The organism is Deinococcota bacterium (genome assembly GCA_030858465.1).
Lineage (GTDB): Bacteria > Deinococcota > Deinococci > Deinococcales > Trueperaceae > JALZLY01.
Window position 1 is genome coordinate 1 of sequence record JALZLY010000267.1, and the last position, 18,816, is coordinate 18,816.

The 18,816-nt window shown below is 67.0% G+C and carries 18 protein-coding genes; 14 read left to right on the plus strand and 4 right to left on the minus strand.

Annotated features, from left to right (window positions below):
• Nucleotides 1-755 (minus strand): hypothetical protein (locus tag M3498_13435; GenBank protein ID MDQ3460278.1); only part of this gene is annotated, 755 nt, incomplete at its 3' end.
• Between the two features lie 88 nt (nt 756-843).
• Here M3498_13435 and M3498_13440 point away from each other — a divergent pair.
• Genes M3498_13440 through mfd form a run of 3 tightly spaced genes read left to right on the plus strand, consistent with a single transcriptional unit; the run spans nt 844 to nt 5,053 of the window.
• Nucleotides 844-1,095: a hypothetical protein gene (locus M3498_13440; GenBank protein ID MDQ3460279.1), complete on the plus strand. Its 252-nt coding sequence runs from the start codon at nt 844-846 to the stop codon at nt 1,093-1,095.
• Between the two features lie 14 nt (nt 1,096-1,109).
• Nucleotides 1,110-1,910: a 16S rRNA (cytidine(1402)-2'-O)-methyltransferase gene (gene rsmI, locus M3498_13445; protein MDQ3460280.1), complete on the plus strand. Its 801-nt coding sequence runs from the start codon at nt 1,110-1,112 to the stop codon at nt 1,908-1,910.
• A 59-nt stretch (nt 1,911-1,969) separates the two neighbouring features.
• Nucleotides 1,970-5,053 carry a transcription-repair coupling factor gene (gene mfd / locus M3498_13450; GenBank protein ID MDQ3460281.1) on the plus strand — a complete coding sequence of 1,028 codons (3,084 nt, stop codon included), beginning with the start codon at nt 1,970-1,972 and terminating at the stop codon, nt 5,051-5,053.
• Nucleotides 5,054-5,256: 203 nt separating this feature from the next.
• Here mfd and M3498_13455 read toward each other — a convergent pair whose 3' ends face one another.
• Together M3498_13455 and M3498_13460 are read right to left on the minus strand one after the other, a co-directional pair.
• On the minus strand, nt 5,257-5,751 hold the full coding sequence (locus M3498_13455) for a hypothetical protein (protein ID MDQ3460282.1): 495 nt from the start codon (nt 5,749-5,751) through the stop codon (nt 5,257-5,259).
• A gap of 231 nt (nt 5,752-5,982) precedes the next feature.
• A complete protein-coding gene (locus tag M3498_13460; GenBank protein ID MDQ3460283.1) occupies nt 5,983-6,336 on the minus strand; it encodes a GIY-YIG nuclease family protein in 354 nt (117 codons plus the stop codon).
• A 288-nt stretch (nt 6,337-6,624) separates the two neighbouring features.
• On the opposite strand from M3498_13460, the gene typA reads away from it, so the two are divergent.
• Nucleotides 6,625-8,430 (plus strand): translational GTPase TypA, encoded by a 1,806-nt coding sequence (gene typA, locus M3498_13465; protein ID MDQ3460284.1) that lies wholly within the window; start codon nt 6,625-6,627, stop codon nt 8,428-8,430.
• A gap of 15 nt (nt 8,431-8,445) precedes the next feature.
• On the opposite strand, the gene M3498_13470 is transcribed toward typA, so the two are convergent.
• Nucleotides 8,446-9,825, minus strand: a complete 1,380-nt coding sequence (locus M3498_13470) for a helix-turn-helix domain-containing protein (protein MDQ3460285.1) — start codon at nt 9,823-9,825, stop codon at nt 8,446-8,448.
• 256 nt (nt 9,826-10,081) lie between these two features.
• Here M3498_13470 and hpaI point away from each other — a divergent pair, with 256 nt between their 5' ends.
• The 10 genes from hpaI to M3498_13520 all read left to right on the plus strand — a co-directional run bounded on the left by hpaI (nt 10,082) and on the right by M3498_13520 (nt 18,803).
• Entirely contained in the window at nt 10,082-10,978 is an 897-nt protein-coding gene (hpaI, locus tag M3498_13475) for a 2,4-dihydroxyhept-2-ene-1,7-dioic acid aldolase (GenBank protein ID MDQ3460286.1), read from the plus strand.
• Nucleotides 10,975-11,724 carry a fumarylacetoacetate hydrolase family protein gene (locus M3498_13480; protein ID MDQ3460287.1) on the plus strand — a complete coding sequence of 250 codons (750 nt, stop codon included), beginning with the start codon at nt 10,975-10,977 and terminating at the stop codon, nt 11,722-11,724. The genes hpaI and M3498_13480 overlap by 4 nt, the downstream gene beginning before the upstream one ends.
• Nucleotides 11,721-13,298, plus strand: coding sequence for a 5-carboxymethyl-2-hydroxymuconate semialdehyde dehydrogenase (gene hpaE, locus M3498_13485; GenBank protein ID MDQ3460288.1), 1,578 nt, complete (start codon nt 11,721-11,723; stop codon nt 13,296-13,298). Before M3498_13480 ends, hpaE begins: the two co-directional genes overlap by 4 nt.
• 10 nt (nt 13,299-13,308) lie before the next feature.
• A complete protein-coding gene (locus M3498_13490; protein ID MDQ3460289.1) occupies nt 13,309-13,596 on the plus strand; it encodes a hypothetical protein in 288 nt (95 codons plus the stop codon).
• Nucleotides 13,596-14,042, plus strand: coding sequence for a PIN domain nuclease (locus M3498_13495; GenBank protein MDQ3460290.1), 447 nt, complete (start codon nt 13,596-13,598; stop codon nt 14,040-14,042). Before M3498_13490 ends, M3498_13495 begins: the two co-directional genes overlap by 1 nt.
• Nucleotides 14,039-14,398 (plus strand): SH3 domain-containing protein, encoded by a 360-nt coding sequence (locus tag M3498_13500; protein ID MDQ3460291.1) that lies wholly within the window; start codon nt 14,039-14,041, stop codon nt 14,396-14,398. The genes M3498_13495 and M3498_13500 overlap by 4 nt, the downstream gene beginning before the upstream one ends.
• Nucleotides 14,399-14,402: 4 nt before the next feature.
• A complete protein-coding gene (hpaB, locus tag M3498_13505) occupies nt 14,403-15,884 on the plus strand; it encodes a 4-hydroxyphenylacetate 3-monooxygenase, oxygenase component (GenBank protein ID MDQ3460292.1) in 1,482 nt (493 codons plus the stop codon).
• Between the two features lie 35 nt (nt 15,885-15,919).
• Nucleotides 15,920-16,384 carry a flavin reductase family protein gene (locus M3498_13510; GenBank protein MDQ3460293.1) on the plus strand — a complete coding sequence of 155 codons (465 nt, stop codon included), beginning with the start codon at nt 15,920-15,922 and terminating at the stop codon, nt 16,382-16,384.
• 10 nt (nt 16,385-16,394) lie between these two features.
• On the plus strand, nt 16,395-17,360 hold the full coding sequence (hpaD, locus tag M3498_13515) for a 3,4-dihydroxyphenylacetate 2,3-dioxygenase (protein MDQ3460294.1): 966 nt from the start codon (nt 16,395-16,397) through the stop codon (nt 17,358-17,360).
• Between the two features lie 249 nt (nt 17,361-17,609).
• On the plus strand, nt 17,610-18,803 hold the full coding sequence (locus M3498_13520; protein ID MDQ3460295.1) for an ABC transporter substrate-binding protein: 1,194 nt from the start codon (nt 17,610-17,612) through the stop codon (nt 18,801-18,803).
• Nucleotides 18,804-18,816 lie beyond the last annotated feature (13 nt).

Below are 18,816 nucleotides of genomic sequence, written 5' to 3' on the forward strand. Positions count from 1 at the left end.
GAGAGCGTGTAGAGCCTGGCCGGCGCCGCTCTCAGCTCGCTCACGCGCGCCTTGGTGAGCAGGTAGAAGTCGCCACTGGGGTGGACGGCGAAACCCTCGGCGTCGTGCGGCCCGTCGGGATAGGCGAGCGTCACCCGGCCCTGGAGCGGAGCGGAGCCGTGGTAGGCAACTGCCTCTTGAACGACGAGAACCTGAAGCGTCTCCCGCGTGATGAGATTATCGCCGATGTCGGCGATAAAGAGGCAGCTGCCCTGGACATTGTTCTGGTCATTTCCCTGGTCATTTCCCTGACCATGATCGTCGCCATCACTGCCGCAGGGCCCGAGCGAGAGGTCCTCGACATCGGCGCCCTGGGCGTCGAAAGCCAGGATTCGCACCCTTTCGGTGGCCGCCCCGGCCATGTCGGTGAGGTAGAAGAACGGCCCGTCCCCCGAGTCGTTGACGTGGTAGAGGCGGCCAGGAAAGCGGCTCGAGGCGGCCACGCCGCTGGCCTCGGGGAGCAGCGACGCATCCAGGCGGCCCAGCGTCACGGCCTCGCTCCAGGCCGTGCAGAGTTGGGCGGCGGCGGTGTTAGCCAGCAGCCCCGTCAGCACGCCAAGCCTGACCGCCTTGCCGAGGCGCCGCAAGGCCCCGGGCGCAGACGCGAGCAGGACCGCCTCGAGGCCGGTCGCCTGCGGCTTCTTGTCGACGGCCTTCTTCTCAACAACGGTACCGTCCTCCTCCCTGACGCTGAAGATGTGCTCGCGCTCGGACATGACCCTTCACCTCGCGCATCCCATCATACCCTTGGGCGGGAGACGTATAATGGCCGGAGTATGCTGGGGAGTATGTTGGGAGGTATCTATGCACGCCTATAAGGGCCTCGTCAAGCACGGCCGCATCGTCTTGCCCGAGGGCGCCGAACTGCCTGAGGGGGCGGTCGTGACCGTCACCATCGGCGAGGCCGAATATCTGCGGGCCAAGCTGCGCTCGGCGCTGCGGCAGCGCGCGCTGCGGCCGGCCAGGGTGCGGCTGGGCGACCTCAAGGCCGACCTCAAGGCCGACCTCAAGGCCGACAAGACCGCCAAGGCCGGCCTGAAGACCAGCGCCGCCTAGGGGTGGCGCGGCTGGTGCTGGTGCCGACGCCTATCGGCAACCTTCAGGACATCACCCTGCGCGCCCTCGAGACGCTGCGCGGGGCCGACGTGGTCGCGGCCGAGGACACCCGCCACAGCCGCAAGCTCTTGACGCACTTCGCCATCGACAAGCCCCTTTTGCGGCTCGACCAGCACACCATCCTCGCGCGCGCCCCGGCTGTCTTAGCCGAGCACGGCCTGGTCGCCTTCGTCACCGACGCGGGCACGCCGGGCGTCTCCGACCCCGGCGCCGAACTCGTCAGGCTGGCGCTAGACGGGGGGCATGCGGTCGAGGTTCTGCCCGGTCCTACCGCGCTGATCCCGGCCCTGGTGCTTTCGGGGCTGCCGCTGGCGCGCTTCGCCTTCGAGGGCTTCTTGCCGCGCAAGGGCAAGGAGCGGCGCGAGCGCTTGGGGGCGATTGCGGCAAGCCCGGTCACCGTAGCCTTCTACGAGTCCTCCAAGCGCCTGCTGGCGACCTTGGACGACCTCATCCTGGTCTGCGGCGAGGGGCGGCAGGCCAGCATCAGCCGTGAGCTGAGCAAACGCTATGAGACCACCCTGCGCGGCACGCTGGCGGAGCTGAAGGCGCAGTTCGGCGGCACCGAACCCAAGGGCGAGGTGGTGATGGTGATCGCGCCGGTCTCACAGGCAAGCGAGCTGGACTTTGCCGCCGAAGCGGGGCACCTGGCGGCGGAGGGTCTGCGCGGCAGCCAGTTACGGCGCGCCCTGCAGGACCTGGGCGCGCCGCGCAACCTGGCCTATGAACTCGCTCTGAGCGCCGAGGTGAATGCGTAAGCCTCAGAGTAAGCCTCACAAACGTGTTGGCCGCCGGCGCTTGTTATAGTAACCCTTCGGTGATAGAGACCTCTTCCCAATCCAGTTCCCAGTCCAGAGCTCATGCGCTCCGTGCGCTCTCCAAGCGCCTCTCCGGTCTGCCCGCGGTGGCTCGGCTGGCGCTGTTCGCAAAGAGCGGCGGCAAGGCGGTGCTCATCACCACCGCCGAGCGCCTGGAGCTCTTCGCCGACCTTTCGCCCTTTGGCGCGGCCGGCGGCGTCGACCCCACCTTGAGCTCCTGGCGGCAGCGGCGCGACAAGGTGGTCTTGAGTCTGAGGCACGCGCTCTCGGCCTTTCCCGCCGACCCGGACGCCTACGTTTTGGGGCTCGAGCTGGGCAGGAGCTACCCGCGCGACGCGCTCCTGACGCGCCTCATCGCCCTGGGCTATGACCGCGACGAGATGCCGGGCTTCGTGGTGCGGGGCGACATCCTCGACCTCTACCTGGACGCCAAGGACGAATCCAGGCGGGTCCGCCTCGAGTTCTTCGGCGATGAGCTCGACAGCCTCATGGTCCACGGCGAGAGGGCGCGGGACTTTACCTTGAGCCCCCGCGCGGGCGTGGAGATTGCTGAGGGCGGCTCGAGCCGGCTCCTCGAGCATCTGCCCGGCCGGGTCTTCCTGGACGCCCCCGAGCTCTACCCGGGCGAGCTCGAGGCGCCCTTCGACTCCGAACTCGACTGGCTGTGGGCGCACCTGAGAGGTCGCGAGGTCGTCTCCTTTGGCCGCGATCCCCTGGACTTGGCGGAGGGCAAGACCAGCTTGGAGCCGCTCGGCTACTACCGCGGCAAGCTCTCGGACTTTCGCGCCGACGCCGAGACCTGGCTTAAGGACGGCTGGAACATAACCCTGCTCCTGCGCCACGAGCGCACCGGGCGCTTCTTGCGCGAGCGCACTCTGGACGGGCTCGAGACGCGCTGGACGAACGGGCTGAAGGCTATTGACGGGACCATTGACGGGACCATTGACGGGGTCATCGGCCTGACGGCGGCCCCCTTGCCCACCCGCGGCGGCTACCGCGACCTCAAGACCCGCGAGCTCGTCGTCACCGAGGACCTCCTCTACGGCTACCAGGGCGTGCGCAAGGCCCGGCGCCTGCCCGGCCGGGGCGTGCAGGACGCGGTGCATCTCACCGTCGGCGATTACCTGATTCACCCCGACCACGGCATCGGCAGGTTCTTAGGGCTCGAGCCCCGGCAGGTGGTCGGCGTCACCCGCGATTACCTGATCCTCCAGTACGCCGGCGAGGGCAAGCTCTATCTGCCCGTCGAGGGCCTGCCGCTGTTGCGCCGCCATCCCGGCACCACCGACGACCCGCCGCGCCTCAGCACGCTCGGCACCAACGAGTGGGCGCGCGCGCGCGAAAGGGCTCGCGCCAGCGCCCAGGAGCTGGCCCAACGCCTGATTCGCAGCTACGCCGAGCGGCAGCTGACGGCCGGCACGCCGCTGCCGCCGCTGCCCGACTGGGAAGGGCGCATCGAGGAGAACTTCGCCTTCGAGCTCACGCTCGACCAGAATAAGGCCGTCAGGGACACGCTTGCCGACATGGCCCAGGCGATGCCGATGGACCGGCTGATCTCCGGCGACGTGGGCTTCGGCAAGACCGAGGTGGCCATCCGCGCCGCCCACCGCGCGGTCGGCCACGGCAAACAGGTCGCCATGCTGGTGCCGACCACGGTCTTGGCCAAGCAGCACTTCGAGACCTTCCGCGAGCGCTTTGGCGACCTGCCCGTGCGGGTGGACATGCTCTCGCGCTTCACCGGCGACCGTGAAGCGCGCGCCGCCCTCAAGGACGCTGCTGACGGCAAGCTCGACATCGTGGTCGGCACCCACCGGCTCCTCGCCGACGGCCTCAAGTTCAAGGATCTGGGCCTCCTCATCATCGACGAGGAGCACCGCTTCGGCGTCGGCCAAAAGGAGCGGCTCAAGAGCATGAGGACGGGCGTCGATGTGCTCTCGCTCTCGGCCACGCCCATTCCCCGGACCCTCTACATGAGCCTGGTCGGTCTGCGCGACGTGTCGCGGATCCTCACCCCGCCCGAGGGGCGCAAGCCCATCCGGACCGTCTTGCAGCCCTATGAGCCGATGACCGTGAGGGAGGCCATCATGTTCGAGATGGAGCGCGGCGGCAAGTCGTTTTACATTCACGACCGCATCGGCTCGATGGGCGCGCGGGCCATGTACCTGCAGAGGCTGCTGCCCGAGGCCAGGATCGGCGTGGCCCATGGCGGCATGGGCAAGGACGAGCTCGAGGAGGTGATGGTCAACTTTGCCGACGGCGCCTTTGACGTGCTCCTTAGCACCACCATCGTCGAGTCGGGCATCGATATCGCCGAGGCCAACACCCTGGTCATCGAGCGGGCCGACAAATTGGGCTTAGCCCAGCTCTACCAGCTGCGCGGCCGGGTGGGCCGCCGCCAGGCCGAGGCCTGGGCCTACCTGCTCTATCCGGGCCGGCTCACCGAGGCGGCGCAGCGCAGGCTCTACGCCATCGCCGAGCTGAACGACCTGGGGTCGGGCCACCTCCTGGCCGAAAAGGACATGGAGATCCGCGGCGTAGGCAACCTGTTGGGCCCCGAGCAGCACGGCCACGTCAGCGCCGTTTCGCTCGAGGTCTACACCGAGATGCTCGCCGAAGAGATCGCCATCTTAAAGGGCGAAAGAAAGGCCGGACCCAAGGCGGTCAGCCTCGACCTGAGCATCGACGCGCGCTTGAGCCCCGGCTACATCCCCGACGACAACGAGCGCATCTCGCTCTACGGCCGTCTCTCCGAGACCGATAACTTAGCCGAGATCGCCCGCGTCCAAAACGAGATCCGCGCCCGGCACGGCCCTCTGCCCCAGGAGGTGCGGGCCTTTATCGAGCTCGCCAAGATCCGCCTGCTGGCCTCGCAAAAGGGCGTGGTTTCCGTCAAGGAGCACATGACCGACATCCAGGTCTCCTTCGAGCAGGAGCGCATCGACTACGACGCCCGCGGCCTCAAGGGCCTGCCCTACACGGCCCTGCCCACCCGCTACCCGCCCGGTTTCAGCCTCAAGAAGCGCGGGCTCAAGGCTGAGGAGACCTTGAGGGCGATCAGCGACATTCTCTACCTGTGCGCCTAGACTGTGCCTAGACTGCGCCTAGACTGCGCCTAGACCCCAGATCCCCGGGAGGTGACGGTGGGGGAGGTGACGATGGCGCCCAAGAGCGAGTCTCGAGCTTCACCACCATGAGCTTCACTGCCAAAGGGTCATGAAAAAGACCCCCCGAAGGGAGCCTTTGGGTGACCTGCGACTCGGTTGTGGCAAGCTGCTCTAGAACTGCTCTAGAAGTGGAAGTTGAGGCCGCCGCGGCCGTAGAAACCACCCGTGAAGATGGGGGTGAGGTTCAGGTTCGGGCCGAGCTCCAAAAAGATGCCGCCCGCCGGGAAGTCGAGATCGACGAGGCGGTACTCCGCGCCGACAAAGAGGTTGATGCCGAGGGCGGTCACGCCGCCAAGGGCCACAGAAGGGCCACCGCCCGCATAGACGGCCAGCGGGCCCTCGACGTTGACGGGCAGGTTGAACATGGCGTCCGCACCGATACCGAAGGTGCCGAGCGAACCGACCTGGAGGTAGGGGCGCAAGCTGATACCCTGGCCGAGGGCGTTGAGCAGGCCGAAGTGGAAGGTGAGGCCCGAAGCACCGCCGCCACCCACGGAGAGACCGCCCCAGTACTGCCCCGGGGGAATGGGGGAGGGAGGCGCGTCGATGGTCTGCGCGAGGCTTGTGCCGAGAGAGAGGACGAGGACGGTTAATAGGCTGACGGAAAATCTACGCATGAAGTTCAACCTCCTGTGAGATCATGGAGAAGGCGGTGGTCACCCCCTCGCAGGGTCGTTATATCATAGCCACCCTTACACCTCAAGCAAAGTTGCGCGCGTCGCAATTCTCGCCTGCCTTTCATCTCCTTTTCATACTGTGATCAATTTCATAGGACTGCCGGCTGTGAGCGGAAAGGCAGGGAGAGGCGCGGAGAGGCAAAGGGGGACGCTGGCGCGACCGGCCGAAGCTCAGCCCCCGCCGCGGCTGCGCTCGAGGTAGCGCCTGAGGGCATCCCGCACCCTGGGGCTGGCGCGGTTGCAGAGCGGCAGCTCGCCGTGGCGCGCCAGGTGCGCGGCGATGAGGTCGGCCTCGCTCGCCTGGGGCAGGCGGCTGTAGCCGTAGCGCCAGAAGCAGACCCGCGCGGCGGCGCAGCCACGCCCTTGCAGGTGCTGGCGGATGCGGTTGGGCACGTCGGTGAGCGACTGGCCGATGTAGATGACCCGCTTGGCCTCGTCGGCAAGCTCGTAGACGCCGGGCATGGCGTCGCGCCCGCGAGGCGCGGGCAGCGTCTCCAGCTTGCGCCAGCGCGCGCTTATGGGCACGCGGTTAAAGTCCGGCCAAGGGACATCCGGCCAAGGGGTATCCGGCGTAGTACCCGCACTAGCGGGGGCCTAGTGGCCCTACACTGTAGTACCCGCACTAGCGGAGGCCTAGTGGCCCTACACTAGCGGGCAGCTTGCAGGCGCCGGCTCGTCGCGTAAGCCGAAACTGCCCACGGGGCCTGCCCAGGCTGTATAATTGGAGCTTAGTGCCGCCGTAGCATGCTTTATGACGGCAGCCTTCCCCGAACCCACTCCATCCCCGAACCCACTCCAAAGGACACCCTTGTTATGACCTATCGCAACATCGCCATCATCGCCCACGTCGACCACGGCAAGACCACGCTGGTGGACGGCATGCTCAGACAGTCTCATATCTTTCGCGACAACCAGGTGGTGGCCGAGCGGGTGATGGACACGGGCGACTTGGAGCGCGAGCGCGGCATCACCATCTTGGCCAAGAACACCGCGGTGATGTGGGAAGGCGTCAAGATCAACATCGTCGATACCCCCGGCCACGCCGACTTCGGCGGCGAGGTCGAGCGGGCGCTCGGCATGGTGGACGGCGTCCTGCTGCTCGTCGACGCCGCCGAAGGCCCCATGCCGCAGACGCGCTTCGTCTTGCGCAAGGCCTTGGAGCGCGGGCTCAAGCCCATCGTGGTGGTCAACAAGGTCGACCGCAAGGACGCCCGTCCCGACGAGGTCGTGAACCTGACCTTCGACCTGATGGTGGAACTCGGCGCCAGCGACGAGCAGCTCGACTTTCCGATTCTGTACGCCGTCGCCCGCGAGGGCCGGGCCTGGCTCGAGCTCGAAAAGCCCGGCGAGGACTTGAAGCCGCTGTTCGAGGTGATCTTGGCGCACACCCCCGCGCCCGACGTGAACGAGGCGGCGCCCTTCCAACTTCAGGTCGCCAACTTGGACTACTCGGACTACCTGGGCCGCATCGCCATCGGCCGGGTGAGCCGGGGCACGGCCAAAAAGGGCGACTTCGTCAGCCGTGTCTTGCAGGGCGGCAAGCTGGAGAAGGCGCGCATCACCAAGGCCTTTACCCACCTGGGCCTGGCGAGGAGCGAGGTGGACGAGATCAGCGCGGGCGACATCGTGGCCCTGAGCGGCGTCGAGGGCGTGCAGATCGGCGAGACGCTCACCCATCCCGACCACCCCGAAAGCTTGCCGGTGGTGGCGGTGGACGAGCCGACGGTCAGCGTGACCTTCAGCCCCAATACCAGCCCCTTTGCCGGCAAGGAGGGCAAGTACGTCACCTCGCGGCACCTCAAGGACCGCCTCGAGCGCGAGCTCTTAACCAACGTGGCCCTGCGCGTTACCGAGCTCGGCGGCGAGCAGTACCGGGTCTCGGGCCGGGGCGAGCTGCACCTGTCGATCCTCATCGAGCAGATGCGCCGCGAGGGCTACGAGTTCAGCGTGTCGCGGCCCGAGGTGATCATGAAGGAGGTGGACGGCGTCCTCCACGAGCCCTACGAGCACGTGGTGGTGGACGTGCCCGAGAGCGCCATGGGCGGCGTCGTCGAGACCTTGAGCTCGCGCAAGGGCAGCATGCTCAACATGGCCCAGGACGGCGGCCGGGTCAGGCTCGAGTTCAGCATGCCGAGCCGGGCGCTCTTCGGCTACCGCACCCAGTTTCTGTCGATGACCCAGGGCGAGGGCCTCTTGAACCACGTCTTCGACGGCTACGAACCCTTCGCCGGCGGCTTCAAGGTGCGCCCGGGCGGCTCGCTGGTGGCGATGGAGCCCGGCGCGGTCTTCGCCTACAGCCTCTACAAGCTGCAAGACCGCGGCGTCTTCTTCATCGACCCCGGCACCGAGGTCTACGTCGGCATGATCGTGGGCGCGAGCGCGCGAACGGGCGATTTGAACATCAACGTCACCAAGAACAAGAAGCTCACCAACGTGCGCGCCTCGGGTTCGGACGACAACATCACCCTGACCCCGCCCAAGCGCCTCAGCCTCGAGGAGGCCCTCGAGTACCTCGCCGACGACGAGCTCCTCGAGGTAACCCCCAAGAACATCCGCCTGCGCAAGCGCATCCTGGAGCCCAACATGCGCAAGCGCGCCGAGGACAAAGCCGCCGTTTAGGACAAGGCAGGGCGCTCAGCCTTCCTCCTCGAGCAGCCCCTTGGCGCGCAGGGCCAGGTGAATCCGCGCGAGCGCCGCGGGCGACTTGAGCGACAGGCCGAGGCTAGCCTCGACCCGCCCGAGGCGGTAGCGCAGGGTGTTGACGTGGACGTGCAGGCGCTCGGCCGCCGCGGCCTGATTGCCTTCGCCCGCCAACCACTCCTCGAGGGTGCGCAAGAGGGGCTCGGGCAGCGGCAAAAAGCGCTCGACGAGCGCCCGCAGGTCTTCGGGGCTCTGCTGGAGAAGCACCCAGGAGACCGGGTCGAGTTTGGCGAAGCCCGCCGCCTCGCCGAGCCGCGCCGTCTTGAGGGCGATGAGCGCCTCGCGGTAGCCCTGCGGCACGCGGGTGATGGCCTGGTGGCGGGCGGAGTAGCCCAGCCGCACCCCCTCGCCCAAGCTCTTCAAGAGGGTGGCGGTCTCGGCCTCGGGGGCAAAGGACTGCCACAGGACCGCGGCGCGGCCGCCGCGCTCGCTCAGCAGGTAGGGCACGCCCAGGCGCTCCAAATAGCCCCCCGCCGCCCGGCGCAGGCCGAGGAGCGTCTCGCGGCGGCGCTCCTCGGCGAGCCGGTGCCGGCCGAGGATAGGCGCGGCCTCGAGCAGCGCCAGGACGAAGGGCGTCCCCGCCTCGAAGCCAAAGGTCCGGGCGCGGCTGGGATCGGCCTCGCCGACCAAGAGGTCGTCCAAGAGCGCGGCCTTGAGCGACTCCTCCTCGGCGCGCTGGGCGCGGCCCTCCAGGCTCTTGATGGCGATGAGGCGCGCGGCGAGCTCGAGCAGGCCCCGCCAGGGCAGGAGCCGCTCGGCTGGGCCGAAGGCCACCAGCAGCCCCTCGCCCGCCCGCAGGGCCAGATGCCCCGGACCCTGCCCAGCCTGCGCCGGCGGCCGCGGCGGCAACGCGCCCACCCAGGCGAGCGGCTCACCCCAGGGCGCGATGAGGGCCAGCGGGCAGCGGAGCCAGTGGTGAAGCCGCTCGAGCAGCTCCCGCTCCTGCTCGACGTGGGCGAGCGCGTCCACCATGCCCGCCAGAACCAGCAAGGCGGGTCCTTGTCTCGCGGCCAGCAGGCTGCGCGCCTGCGCCACCGCCCTCTGCTTTGCCCCGCCGGAGAGAAACGCCAGGCCGAGCCCGTCTTTGCGGCAGACCTCTTCCACACCCCGGTCGGCCCGCGTGCACCAGAGCCCGGCGGCCTGCCGCTCCGACAGGTAGTGGGCGAGCTCGAGCCCGGCCCGCGTCGTCACCCAGAGCGCGCCCAGCAAGAGCGGCGGGCGCGACTCCTCGCCCTCCTCGAGCCACAGCGGCTCCCGCGCCGCTTCGAGCACGACGTTTGCCCCTACCTCGTCGCCAAGCTCCGCAAAGGTCATCGTCCTACCCTCCAAATACACTCGATAAGTTGTGATTATCGCCAAACAGCAGGCGGGTTCTGCCCAACTCAGCCCATTATATGTTTACTCCAACAAATTTTCATCGCTATTTGGAGGAATTCACGATTCACGCGGCCGGGGCTTTGGGCTATGCTGGGCGAAACGACCGCTAGGTGAAACGCCTGTTGGGTAAAACGAACGGCCTCGAGCGGGTGTTCCTGGTGAGCGCCTGAGCAGATCCCAAAAGGAGGACGACGTGCGGCTAGAAGGTTCCATCGTACCCTTGGTGACCCCGTTCAAGAACGGCGCCCTCGACGAGGCGGCCTTGCAGGGACTGGTCGAGCGGCAGATAGCGGCGGGCTCGCACGGCATCAGCGTCGGCGGCACCACCGGCGAGCCCGCCGGGATGAGCTTGAGCGAGCGCGAGCGGGTCATCGAGCTGGCCGTGCAGGTCGCGGACGGCCGGCTGCCCGTCCTGGCCGGCTCGGGGAGCGTCAACTTAGACGAGACGCTGCGGCTGACGCGGTTCGCGCAAGGCGTCGGCGCTAACGCGGGCCTCATCATCACGCCCTACTACGTCAAGCCCAACCAGGAGGGCCTCTACCGCTTTTTCGCTGCGGTCGCCGCGGCGGCGCCCGACTTTCCGCTAGTCCTCTACAACATCCCCGGCCGCGCGGCGGTAGCCACCGAAGTCAAGACGCTCGCCAGGCTGGCAGGGGACTACCCGAACATCGTCGGCGTCAAGCATTCGGTCAAAGACTTGGACGTGGTGTCGTGGACCCTCAAAACGTGCGGCCGTGACTTCAAGGTCTTCTGCGGCCTCGAGTCGCTGACCGTGCCGATGCTGCTCCTGGGCGGCCACGGCATGATCGCCGCGACCGGCAACCTCTTGCCCAGGGAAGTGGCGCGGCAGTACGACCTGGTCAAGGCGGGCGAGGTGAAAGAAGCCGTCGCGCTTCACTACCACCTGCTCGAGATCAACGACTCGATCTTCTGGGACAGCAACCCGATTCCCTTGAAAACCGTCATGAGCATGATGGGCCTGATCGAAAAGGAGTGGCGGCCGCCCTTGGGGCCGGGCAGCAGTGAACTCGAGGCGCGGCTCAAGGCGATGGCCGAGGGCTACGGCCTGCTGGAAGCGGCGGTAGCGTGAAGACGGCGCGGTTTTTCAAGGACGGCCGCGTCCACAGCGGCGTGCTCGAGAACGGGCTGATCCACGACGAGGCCGGGGTCGGACACAGCCCGGACGGGCTTCAATTCCTCTTGCCCTTCACACCGGGTAAGGTCGTCGGCCTGGCGCTCAACTACGCCGACCACGCCGACGAACTGGGCCTCGAGCGCCCCAAGGAGCCGGTCACCTTCATCAAGCCCAACAGCGCCCTCATTCCGCACCGCGCCCCGGTCGTCTACCCCGCGGGCGCACAGTACATGCACTACGAGTGCGAGCTGGCCGTGGTCATCGGGCGCGGCGCCCGCAAGGTCAAGGCGGCGGAGGCGATGGACCACGTAAAGGGTTACACCATCGCCAACGACGTCACCGTGCGCGACTTCGTCGGCAACATGTTCCGCCCGCCGCTGAAGGCCAAGGGCTGGGACACATTCGGTCCTCTGGGACCGTATCTGGTGAGCGCCGACGAGGTTGGAGACCCTCACGCGCTCGAGCTAAGGACCTACGTGAACGGCGAGCTCAGGCAGGAGGGCAGCACCGCAAACCTCGTCTTTGCCGTCCCCGAGATCATCGAGTTTTTAACGCGCTTCATGACCTTGGGGCCCCATGACGTCATCCTCACCGGCACGCCCAAAGGTCTTTCACACGTGCATCCCGGTGACACTATGCGGCTCGAGATAACGGGCTTGGAGGCGCTCGAGAACGCAATCGTCGAGGAGGTGACGAGGTGAGCACCGCAACTACAGCTACAGCCCCCCCCAAGGACGCACGAAACAGGGCGCTCGAGCTCGCCCGGAGCCTCCCCAACGGCGTCCAGCACCTGATAAACGGTGAACTCGTGGACTCGCGCTCGAGTGAAACCTTCGATACCCTCTCCCCCATCGACAACGCGGTCATCTGCCCCGTCGCCTCGGGCGGCGCCGAGGACGTAGGCCTCGCGGCGAGAGCGGCCAAGGACGCCTTCGCCGTCTGGCACGACCTGCCCGCCAAGGAGCGCAAGGGGCTCCTGCACAGCGTCGCGGACCTCATCGAAAAGAACGCCGAGGAGCTCGCCCTCTTGGAGAGCCTCGACACCGGCCAGGTCTTTAAAACGATGCGGGGCGCGGTCGCTAGGAGCGCGGAGAACTTCCGCTTTTTCGCCGACCGGGCGGAGAGCGCCCGCGACGGCCTGAGCTTGCCCAGCGAGGGCTTTCTCAACTACACCCTGCGCCAGCCCATCGGCGCCGTCGGCATCATCACCCCCTGGAACACGCCCTTCATGCTCAGCACCTGGAAGATGGCCCCGGCCTTGGCGGCGGGCTGCACGGTCGTCCACAAGCCCGCCGAGTGGAGCCCGATTACCGCGCTCAGGCTCGCTCAGCTCGTGCTCGAGGCGGGCATTCCCCCAGGCGTCGTCAACGTCGTCAACGGTTACGGCGAGACCGCCGGCAAGGCCTTGACCGAGCACCCGGACATCAGGGCCATCGCCTTCGTCGGCGAGACGGTGACGGGCAGCCGCATCATGGCGCAGGGGGCACAGACCTTGAAGCGGGTGCATTTCGAACTGGGCGGCAAAAATCCCATCGTGGTCTTCGCCGACGCCGACCTGGAGCGCGCCTTGGACGCGGCGATTTTCGGCGTCTACTCCTTGAACGGCGAGCGCTGCACGGCGAGCAGCCGGCTTTTCGTGCAACAAGAAGTCTACGGCGACTTTACCGAGAAGCTTGTCGAACGGGTGAAAAATATCCCTGTGGGTGACCCCTTCGACCCCGCCACGACCATCGGCCCGCTCATCCACCGCCAGCACTTGGACAAGGTGATGCGCTACGTCCGCGCGGGTCAGGAGGAAGGCGCCACGCTCGCCTGCGGCGGCGTTCAACCTCAGGGTTTGGAAAGGGGCAACTACCTTGCCGCGACGCTCTTTACGGACGCGACGAACGAGATGCGCATCGCCCAGGAGGAGGTCTTCGGCCCCTTCCTGACGGTCATCCCCTTCGGCGGCGAGGAGGAGGCGCTCAGGCTCGCCAACGGCGTCAAGTACGGCCTCGCCGCCTACTTGTGGACGCGCGACCTGACCCGCGCCCACTCCTTCGCCCACGGGCTCGAGGCCGGCATGGTCTGGGTCAACTCGCAAAACGTCCGTCACCTGCCCACGCCCTTTGGCGGCATGAAGAGTTCGGGCATCGGCAGGGACGGCGGCGACTACTCGTTCGACTTCTACATGGAGACGAAGAACATCGCCGTCGCCCTGGGCGAGCACCCCATCCCACACTACGGCAGGGCGCCTAAACGGGAAGACAAAGCCTCGGTAAAGAGCTCGGAGTAAAGGAGACGTCATGACAAAAGTGATTGAACTCGTCCTCGAGACCGACGAAACCGGCGCGCTGCACATCCCGGCGGAGCTTTTAGGAAAACCCAAACCGCTTACCCGCATGAAGCTGAAGGTTGAGGCCGAGGAACCCACCGAAGAGACGCAGCCACAGTGGGGACCACAGTGGGGACCCTTGTGGGCGAAGATGACGCCCGAGGAGCGGGCAAAGGATTTGCTGACGTGGCTCGAGAGCTTTGAGGACGGACCCGGCCTCTCCGACTGGGCCGTAAGCCGTGATTCTATCTACGACTGATGGCACGTTACCTCGCCGACACCAACATTCTGCTTCGTTTTGCCGACCTTGGAGCCGACCACCATCCGTTGGCGGCGCAGGCGCTGGTGTCGCTGGCGTTGCAGGGGCATGTCGTCCTCATGGTGCCGCAGTGCCTATACGAGTTTTGGGTGGTGGCAAGCAGGCCCACAAGCAGGAACGGCTTGGGCTGGGAGGCACGTCAAGTTAGAGAGCTGGTCGACAAGCTCATGATGAGGTTCCCGCTTGTGCCTGATACCCCGGCCGTGTTCACGAGTTGGCTCGAGCTCGTCTCGACCCACGAGGTTCTGGGCAAACAGGCCCATGGCGCCCGCCTCGTCGCGGCGATGAGGGCGCAGGGGATAGGACGCCTGCTCACGCTCAACAGCGAGGACTTCAAGCGCTATGCGGAAGTCCAAGCCGTTCATCCAAGTGAGGTCACGGCATGAACGCTCTTGAAACGACCGTCGTCGTGACGGTGCCCCATGCGCGGAGCTACGAGGCTCCCATCACCCTCGAGAGAGGCGCACGGGTGGCCGTCTTGCGACGCGACACGACCTGGCCCGAGTGGCTGTGGTGCCGGGATGCGGGCGGACGCGAGGGCTGGGTGCACCAGAGCGTCCTGAGCATAGAGGGTGAGCGCGCGACCGCGCAACGCCATTACGACGCGATAGAACTCACCGCCGGAGTCGACGAACGGCTTCGCTGCTCCGAGAGGCTGGGCGGCTGGACTTGGTGCATCAACGAACAGGGACAGGCAGGTTGGATTCCCGAAGCCAGTCTCAAAGCAACGGAAAAGGAGTAAGCATATGCCTGCGAGAACCGGCAAGGACTACATGAAGGCCCTCAAGCGAAACCCGCCCAACCTGTGGCTGAAGGGCGAAAAGGTCCTGGACCCCACCACCCACCCGGCGTTTAAGGGCGTGGTGCGCTCGCTCGCCGAGCTCTACGACCTGCAGCATGACCCCGCCTTTAAAGGCGTGCTCACCTACCCCTCGCCGACGAGCAGCGAGCGGGTCGGCGTGAGCTTTTTGGAGCCCAAGACCAAAGACGACCTCAAACGCCGCGCGGCGGGCTACAAGGTGTGGGCCGACTACAGCCTCGGCCTGATGGGCCGGACGCCCGACTACCTGAACGCCGTTCTGTCCGGCTACGCGGGCGCCAGCGACTTTTTCGGCCAGGACGAGCCCAGATTCGCCGAGAACATCCGCAACTATTATGAATACGTCCGCGAGAACGACCTCTGCACCACCCACGCGCTCACCAACCCGCAGGTAAACCGCGCCGCCAGCACCGCGCAGCAGGCCGACCCCTATATTCCCTTGGGCGTCCTCAAGGAGACCAAGGAGGGCGTCGTCGTGCGCGGCGCGCGGATGCTGGCGACCCTGCCCGTCGCCGACGAGATCCTCGTCTTTCCCTCGACGCTCCTAAAGGAGGAGCCCGGCGCCGACAAGTACGCCTTTGCCTTCGCGCTGCCGACGAACGCGCCCGGCCTGCACTTTATCTGCCGCGAGCCCTTGGCGGGAGGCAACGCCAGCGACCACCCGGTCTCCTCGAGGTTTGAGGAGCAGGAAGCGCTGGTCGTCTTCGACGACGTGCTGGTACCCTGGGAGCGGGTCTTCGCCTTGAGGAACCTGGACATCTGCAACCGGGCCTACGCCGAGACCGGCGCGCTCATGCTGATGGCGCACCAGGTGAACGTGCTCAAGGTCTCCAAGACCGAATCCTTTCTGGGCCTGCTTACGCTGATGGCCGAGGGCGTCGGTGCTGACGTGTTCGGCCACGTGCAGGAGAAGATCGCCGAGGTGAGCATCTACCTGGAGGCGATGAAGGGCCTGCAAGTCGCCGCCGAGGAGGGCGCGGCGTCCAACTCCTACGGGGTGATGTGCCCGGCCAGGGCACCCTTAGACGCCGCGCGCAACCTCTACCCGATGCTCTACCCGCGCATTCACGAGATCACTCAGCAGATTGGCGCCTCGGGGCTCATCATGATTCCGTCTGAGGCCGACCTGGACGGCCCGATGCGGCCTTATCTGGAAAAGTTCATGCAGAGCCGCAACATGAACGCTCTAGAGCGCACCCAACTCTTCCGCCTCGCCTGGGACATGACGCTGTCGAGCTTTGGCGCGAGGCAGGTTCACTACGAGCGCTTCTTCTTCGGCGATCCGGTGCGCATGAAGGGGGTGCTCTACGGCGCCTACGACAAGGAGCCCTACAAGGCGCGCATCCGCCACTTTCTCGGCTGGGAGGGCCAGGACGCCGTTAGGGCGAAAGAGGAGGTGACGGCTTGAGCCGCGTTCAGACAGAGGACGCTCACACCGCCACCCTGCACGACCTCTTCCGCGAGGCGCTCTCGCACTGGGTGAGCGGCGTCACCGTCGTGGCCGCCAAGGACGAGGCGGGCGAGGTGCGGGGCATGACCGCCTCGTCGTTCGCGTCACTCAGCCTCGAGCCGCCACTCGTCTTGGTCTGCGTCGACGAGCGGGCCAACCTGCTGCCGGTCCTGGAGGGGGCCGGAGGCTTCACCATCAACTTGCTGGCCGAAGGTCAGCAAGAGGCCTCCGGCCACTTCGCCGGCCAGCCCGCCGCGCGCCTGCTCGAGAACCCGCCCTTTCCCGTGCACGGCGACCTGATTCTGGACGAGGCACTGGCCGCGCTCGTCTGCTCGAGCTATCGGATCTACCCCGGCGGCGACCACAAGATCGTCGTCGGCAAGGTCGAGAAGGTCGTCTTGGGCGAGGACCGGCCGCCGCTCGTCTACTACCGGCGGAGCTACCGGAAGCTGATATGAAAGCCCTGGTATGAAAGCCAATGTCCTCCGCGCCGGGCACGCGGTCTACTACGTCACCGACCTCGAGCGGGCTCGCGCCTTCTACGTGGGCCTCTTGGGTCTCGACGTGGTGCATGAGGGGGAGGACGCGCTCTTCTTGCGCGGCGTCGAAGAGCGCGAGTGGAGCCTCAAGGTGGCGCTGCGTGAGCAAGCGGGCGCGGGACGAATCGCCTTCAAGGTGGCGGGCGACGAGGACCTGGACGCCCTGCTCGAGCTCGCCCGGCAACGCGGCCTGAAGACCCAAGAGACCGAGGACTTCGGCGTCCCCCGCCTGGTCCGGCTCGAGGACCCCAGCGGTCTGCCGGTCGCCTTCTACGCGCGCGCCGCCAAACACGCGCGCATCCTCCAGGACTACCACCGGCACCGTGGACCGGGCGTGCAGCGCATCGACCACTTCAACGTGATGGTGCCCGACGTGCAAAGGGCGCATGACTTCTATGCCCACGAGTTGGGCTTCAGGCTGAGCGAGTACACCGTGGACGAAGGGGAGAAGCTGTGGGCGGCCTGGCTCCAGCGCAAGGGCAACGTCCACGACCTGGCGCTGATGAACGGTTTGGGGCCCAGGCTGCACCACGTCGGCCTGTGGACGAGCGAGCCCATGAGCCTGATTCGCGCCTGCGACATCCTCGCTTCGGCGATGCAGACGGACCGCATCGAGCGCGGCCCCGGCCGCCACGGCTTATCGAACGCGATGTTTCTCTACCTCCGCGACGACGACGGCAACCGCATCGAGCTCTACAGCTCGGACTACCTGACCGTGGACCCGGACGTCGAGCCCCTGCGCTGGACCTTGGATGACCCGCGCCGGCAGACGCTCTGGGGCCACGCCGCGCCCGCGAGCTGGTTTAGCGAGGCGAGCTCCCTGGAGACCCTGAGCGGCGGCTCCGCCAGCCTCCTCGAAGGGAAGCTGGCGGGCCGGCCGCAACACCTGACTTGACGGCTGCGAGCTTCGTCCATAGACTGACGTAGCGCGAGCTGAAAACGAGGAGATGGCTTTGCCGAAGACCGCCACCGCCACAGTCGCTATAGCGGGCGCCACAGTGAGCGCCAGCGCAGGCTCGAGGGGCGTGGGCCGGCTGCTCCGCTACGACGCTGCCGACCGCGCCATGGAGCTCGAAGACCGCTACCAGCCACACCCCCTGTTACAGCGCAGCGTCGCCGCAGGGGTCACGACATGGAGGAAACCATGAACAAGCTCTTGGCTCTCGTCCTCGCCCTGGCGCTCGGCTCTAGCCTGGCGCAGGACAGCTCAGACACCGGCATGCTGGACATCGGCGTGGTGGTCTCGGCGACCGGCCCCGCCGCGTCCTTGGGCATTCCCGAGCGCAACACCTTCGTTCTCTTGGAGAGCATGGTCAATGAAGCGGGCGGCGTCGGCGGCCGTCAGGTGAGGTTCCATGTTCTCGACGACGCCTCGGACACCACCCAGGCGGTGCGCAACGCGCGCAGCCTGATCGAAGAGCGCAATGTCGTCGCCATCATCGGCACCACCACCACGCCGGCGTCCTTGGGCATGATCGACGTGGTGGCCGAGGTGGGCGTGCCGATGATCTCGATGGCGGCGTCCAGGTCCATCATCGCTCCCGTAGACGAGGGGCGCTTCTGGGTCTTCAAGACGCCGCAGACCGACGAGATCATGGCCAACGCCATCGTCCGCGACATGGTGGACCGGGGCGTGGCGACGACCGCCTTTATCGGCTTCAACGACGCCTACGGCGAGGGCTGGTGGAACGACTTCAGCCGCGTCGCCGAGGAGGCGGGCATCAGCGTCGTCGCCAGCGAGCGCTACGCCCGCACCGACACCTCGGTGACGGGCCAGATCCTGCGCATCACCGCGCAGAACCCCGACGCGGTCCTGATCGGCGCCTCGGGCACGCCCGCCGCCCTGCCCCAGCGCAGCCTGGTCGAGCGCGGCTACGGCGGCACCGTCTACCAGACCCACGGCGTCGCCAACCCCGACTTCTTGAGGGTAGGCGGCGCGGACGTCGAGGGCACCATCTTGCCCGCCGGGCCGATTCTGGTCGCCGAGCAGCTTCCCGACGGCTTCCCCACCAAAGAGGTCGGCTTGGAGTACATCGCCATGTACGAGGCCGAATACGGCGAGGGCTCCCATTCGACCTTCGGCGCCCACGCCTACGACGCCTGGCTGATCCTGGGCGCGGCCTTGGAAAGGGCGCTCGAGGCGGGTTCGCCCGACGACCTTGAAAGCTTCCGCAGCCTCCTGCGCGACGAGATCGAGGCCACCCAGGACCTCATCGCCGCCCACGGCGTCTTCTCCTTTTCGCCCGAAGACCACCTGGGGCTGACGCTCGAGACGACCGCCGTCATGGTGACCATCGAGGACGGCGGCTGGCAGCTCCTCTACACCTTTGCGGACTAGGATTCAGCGGTCA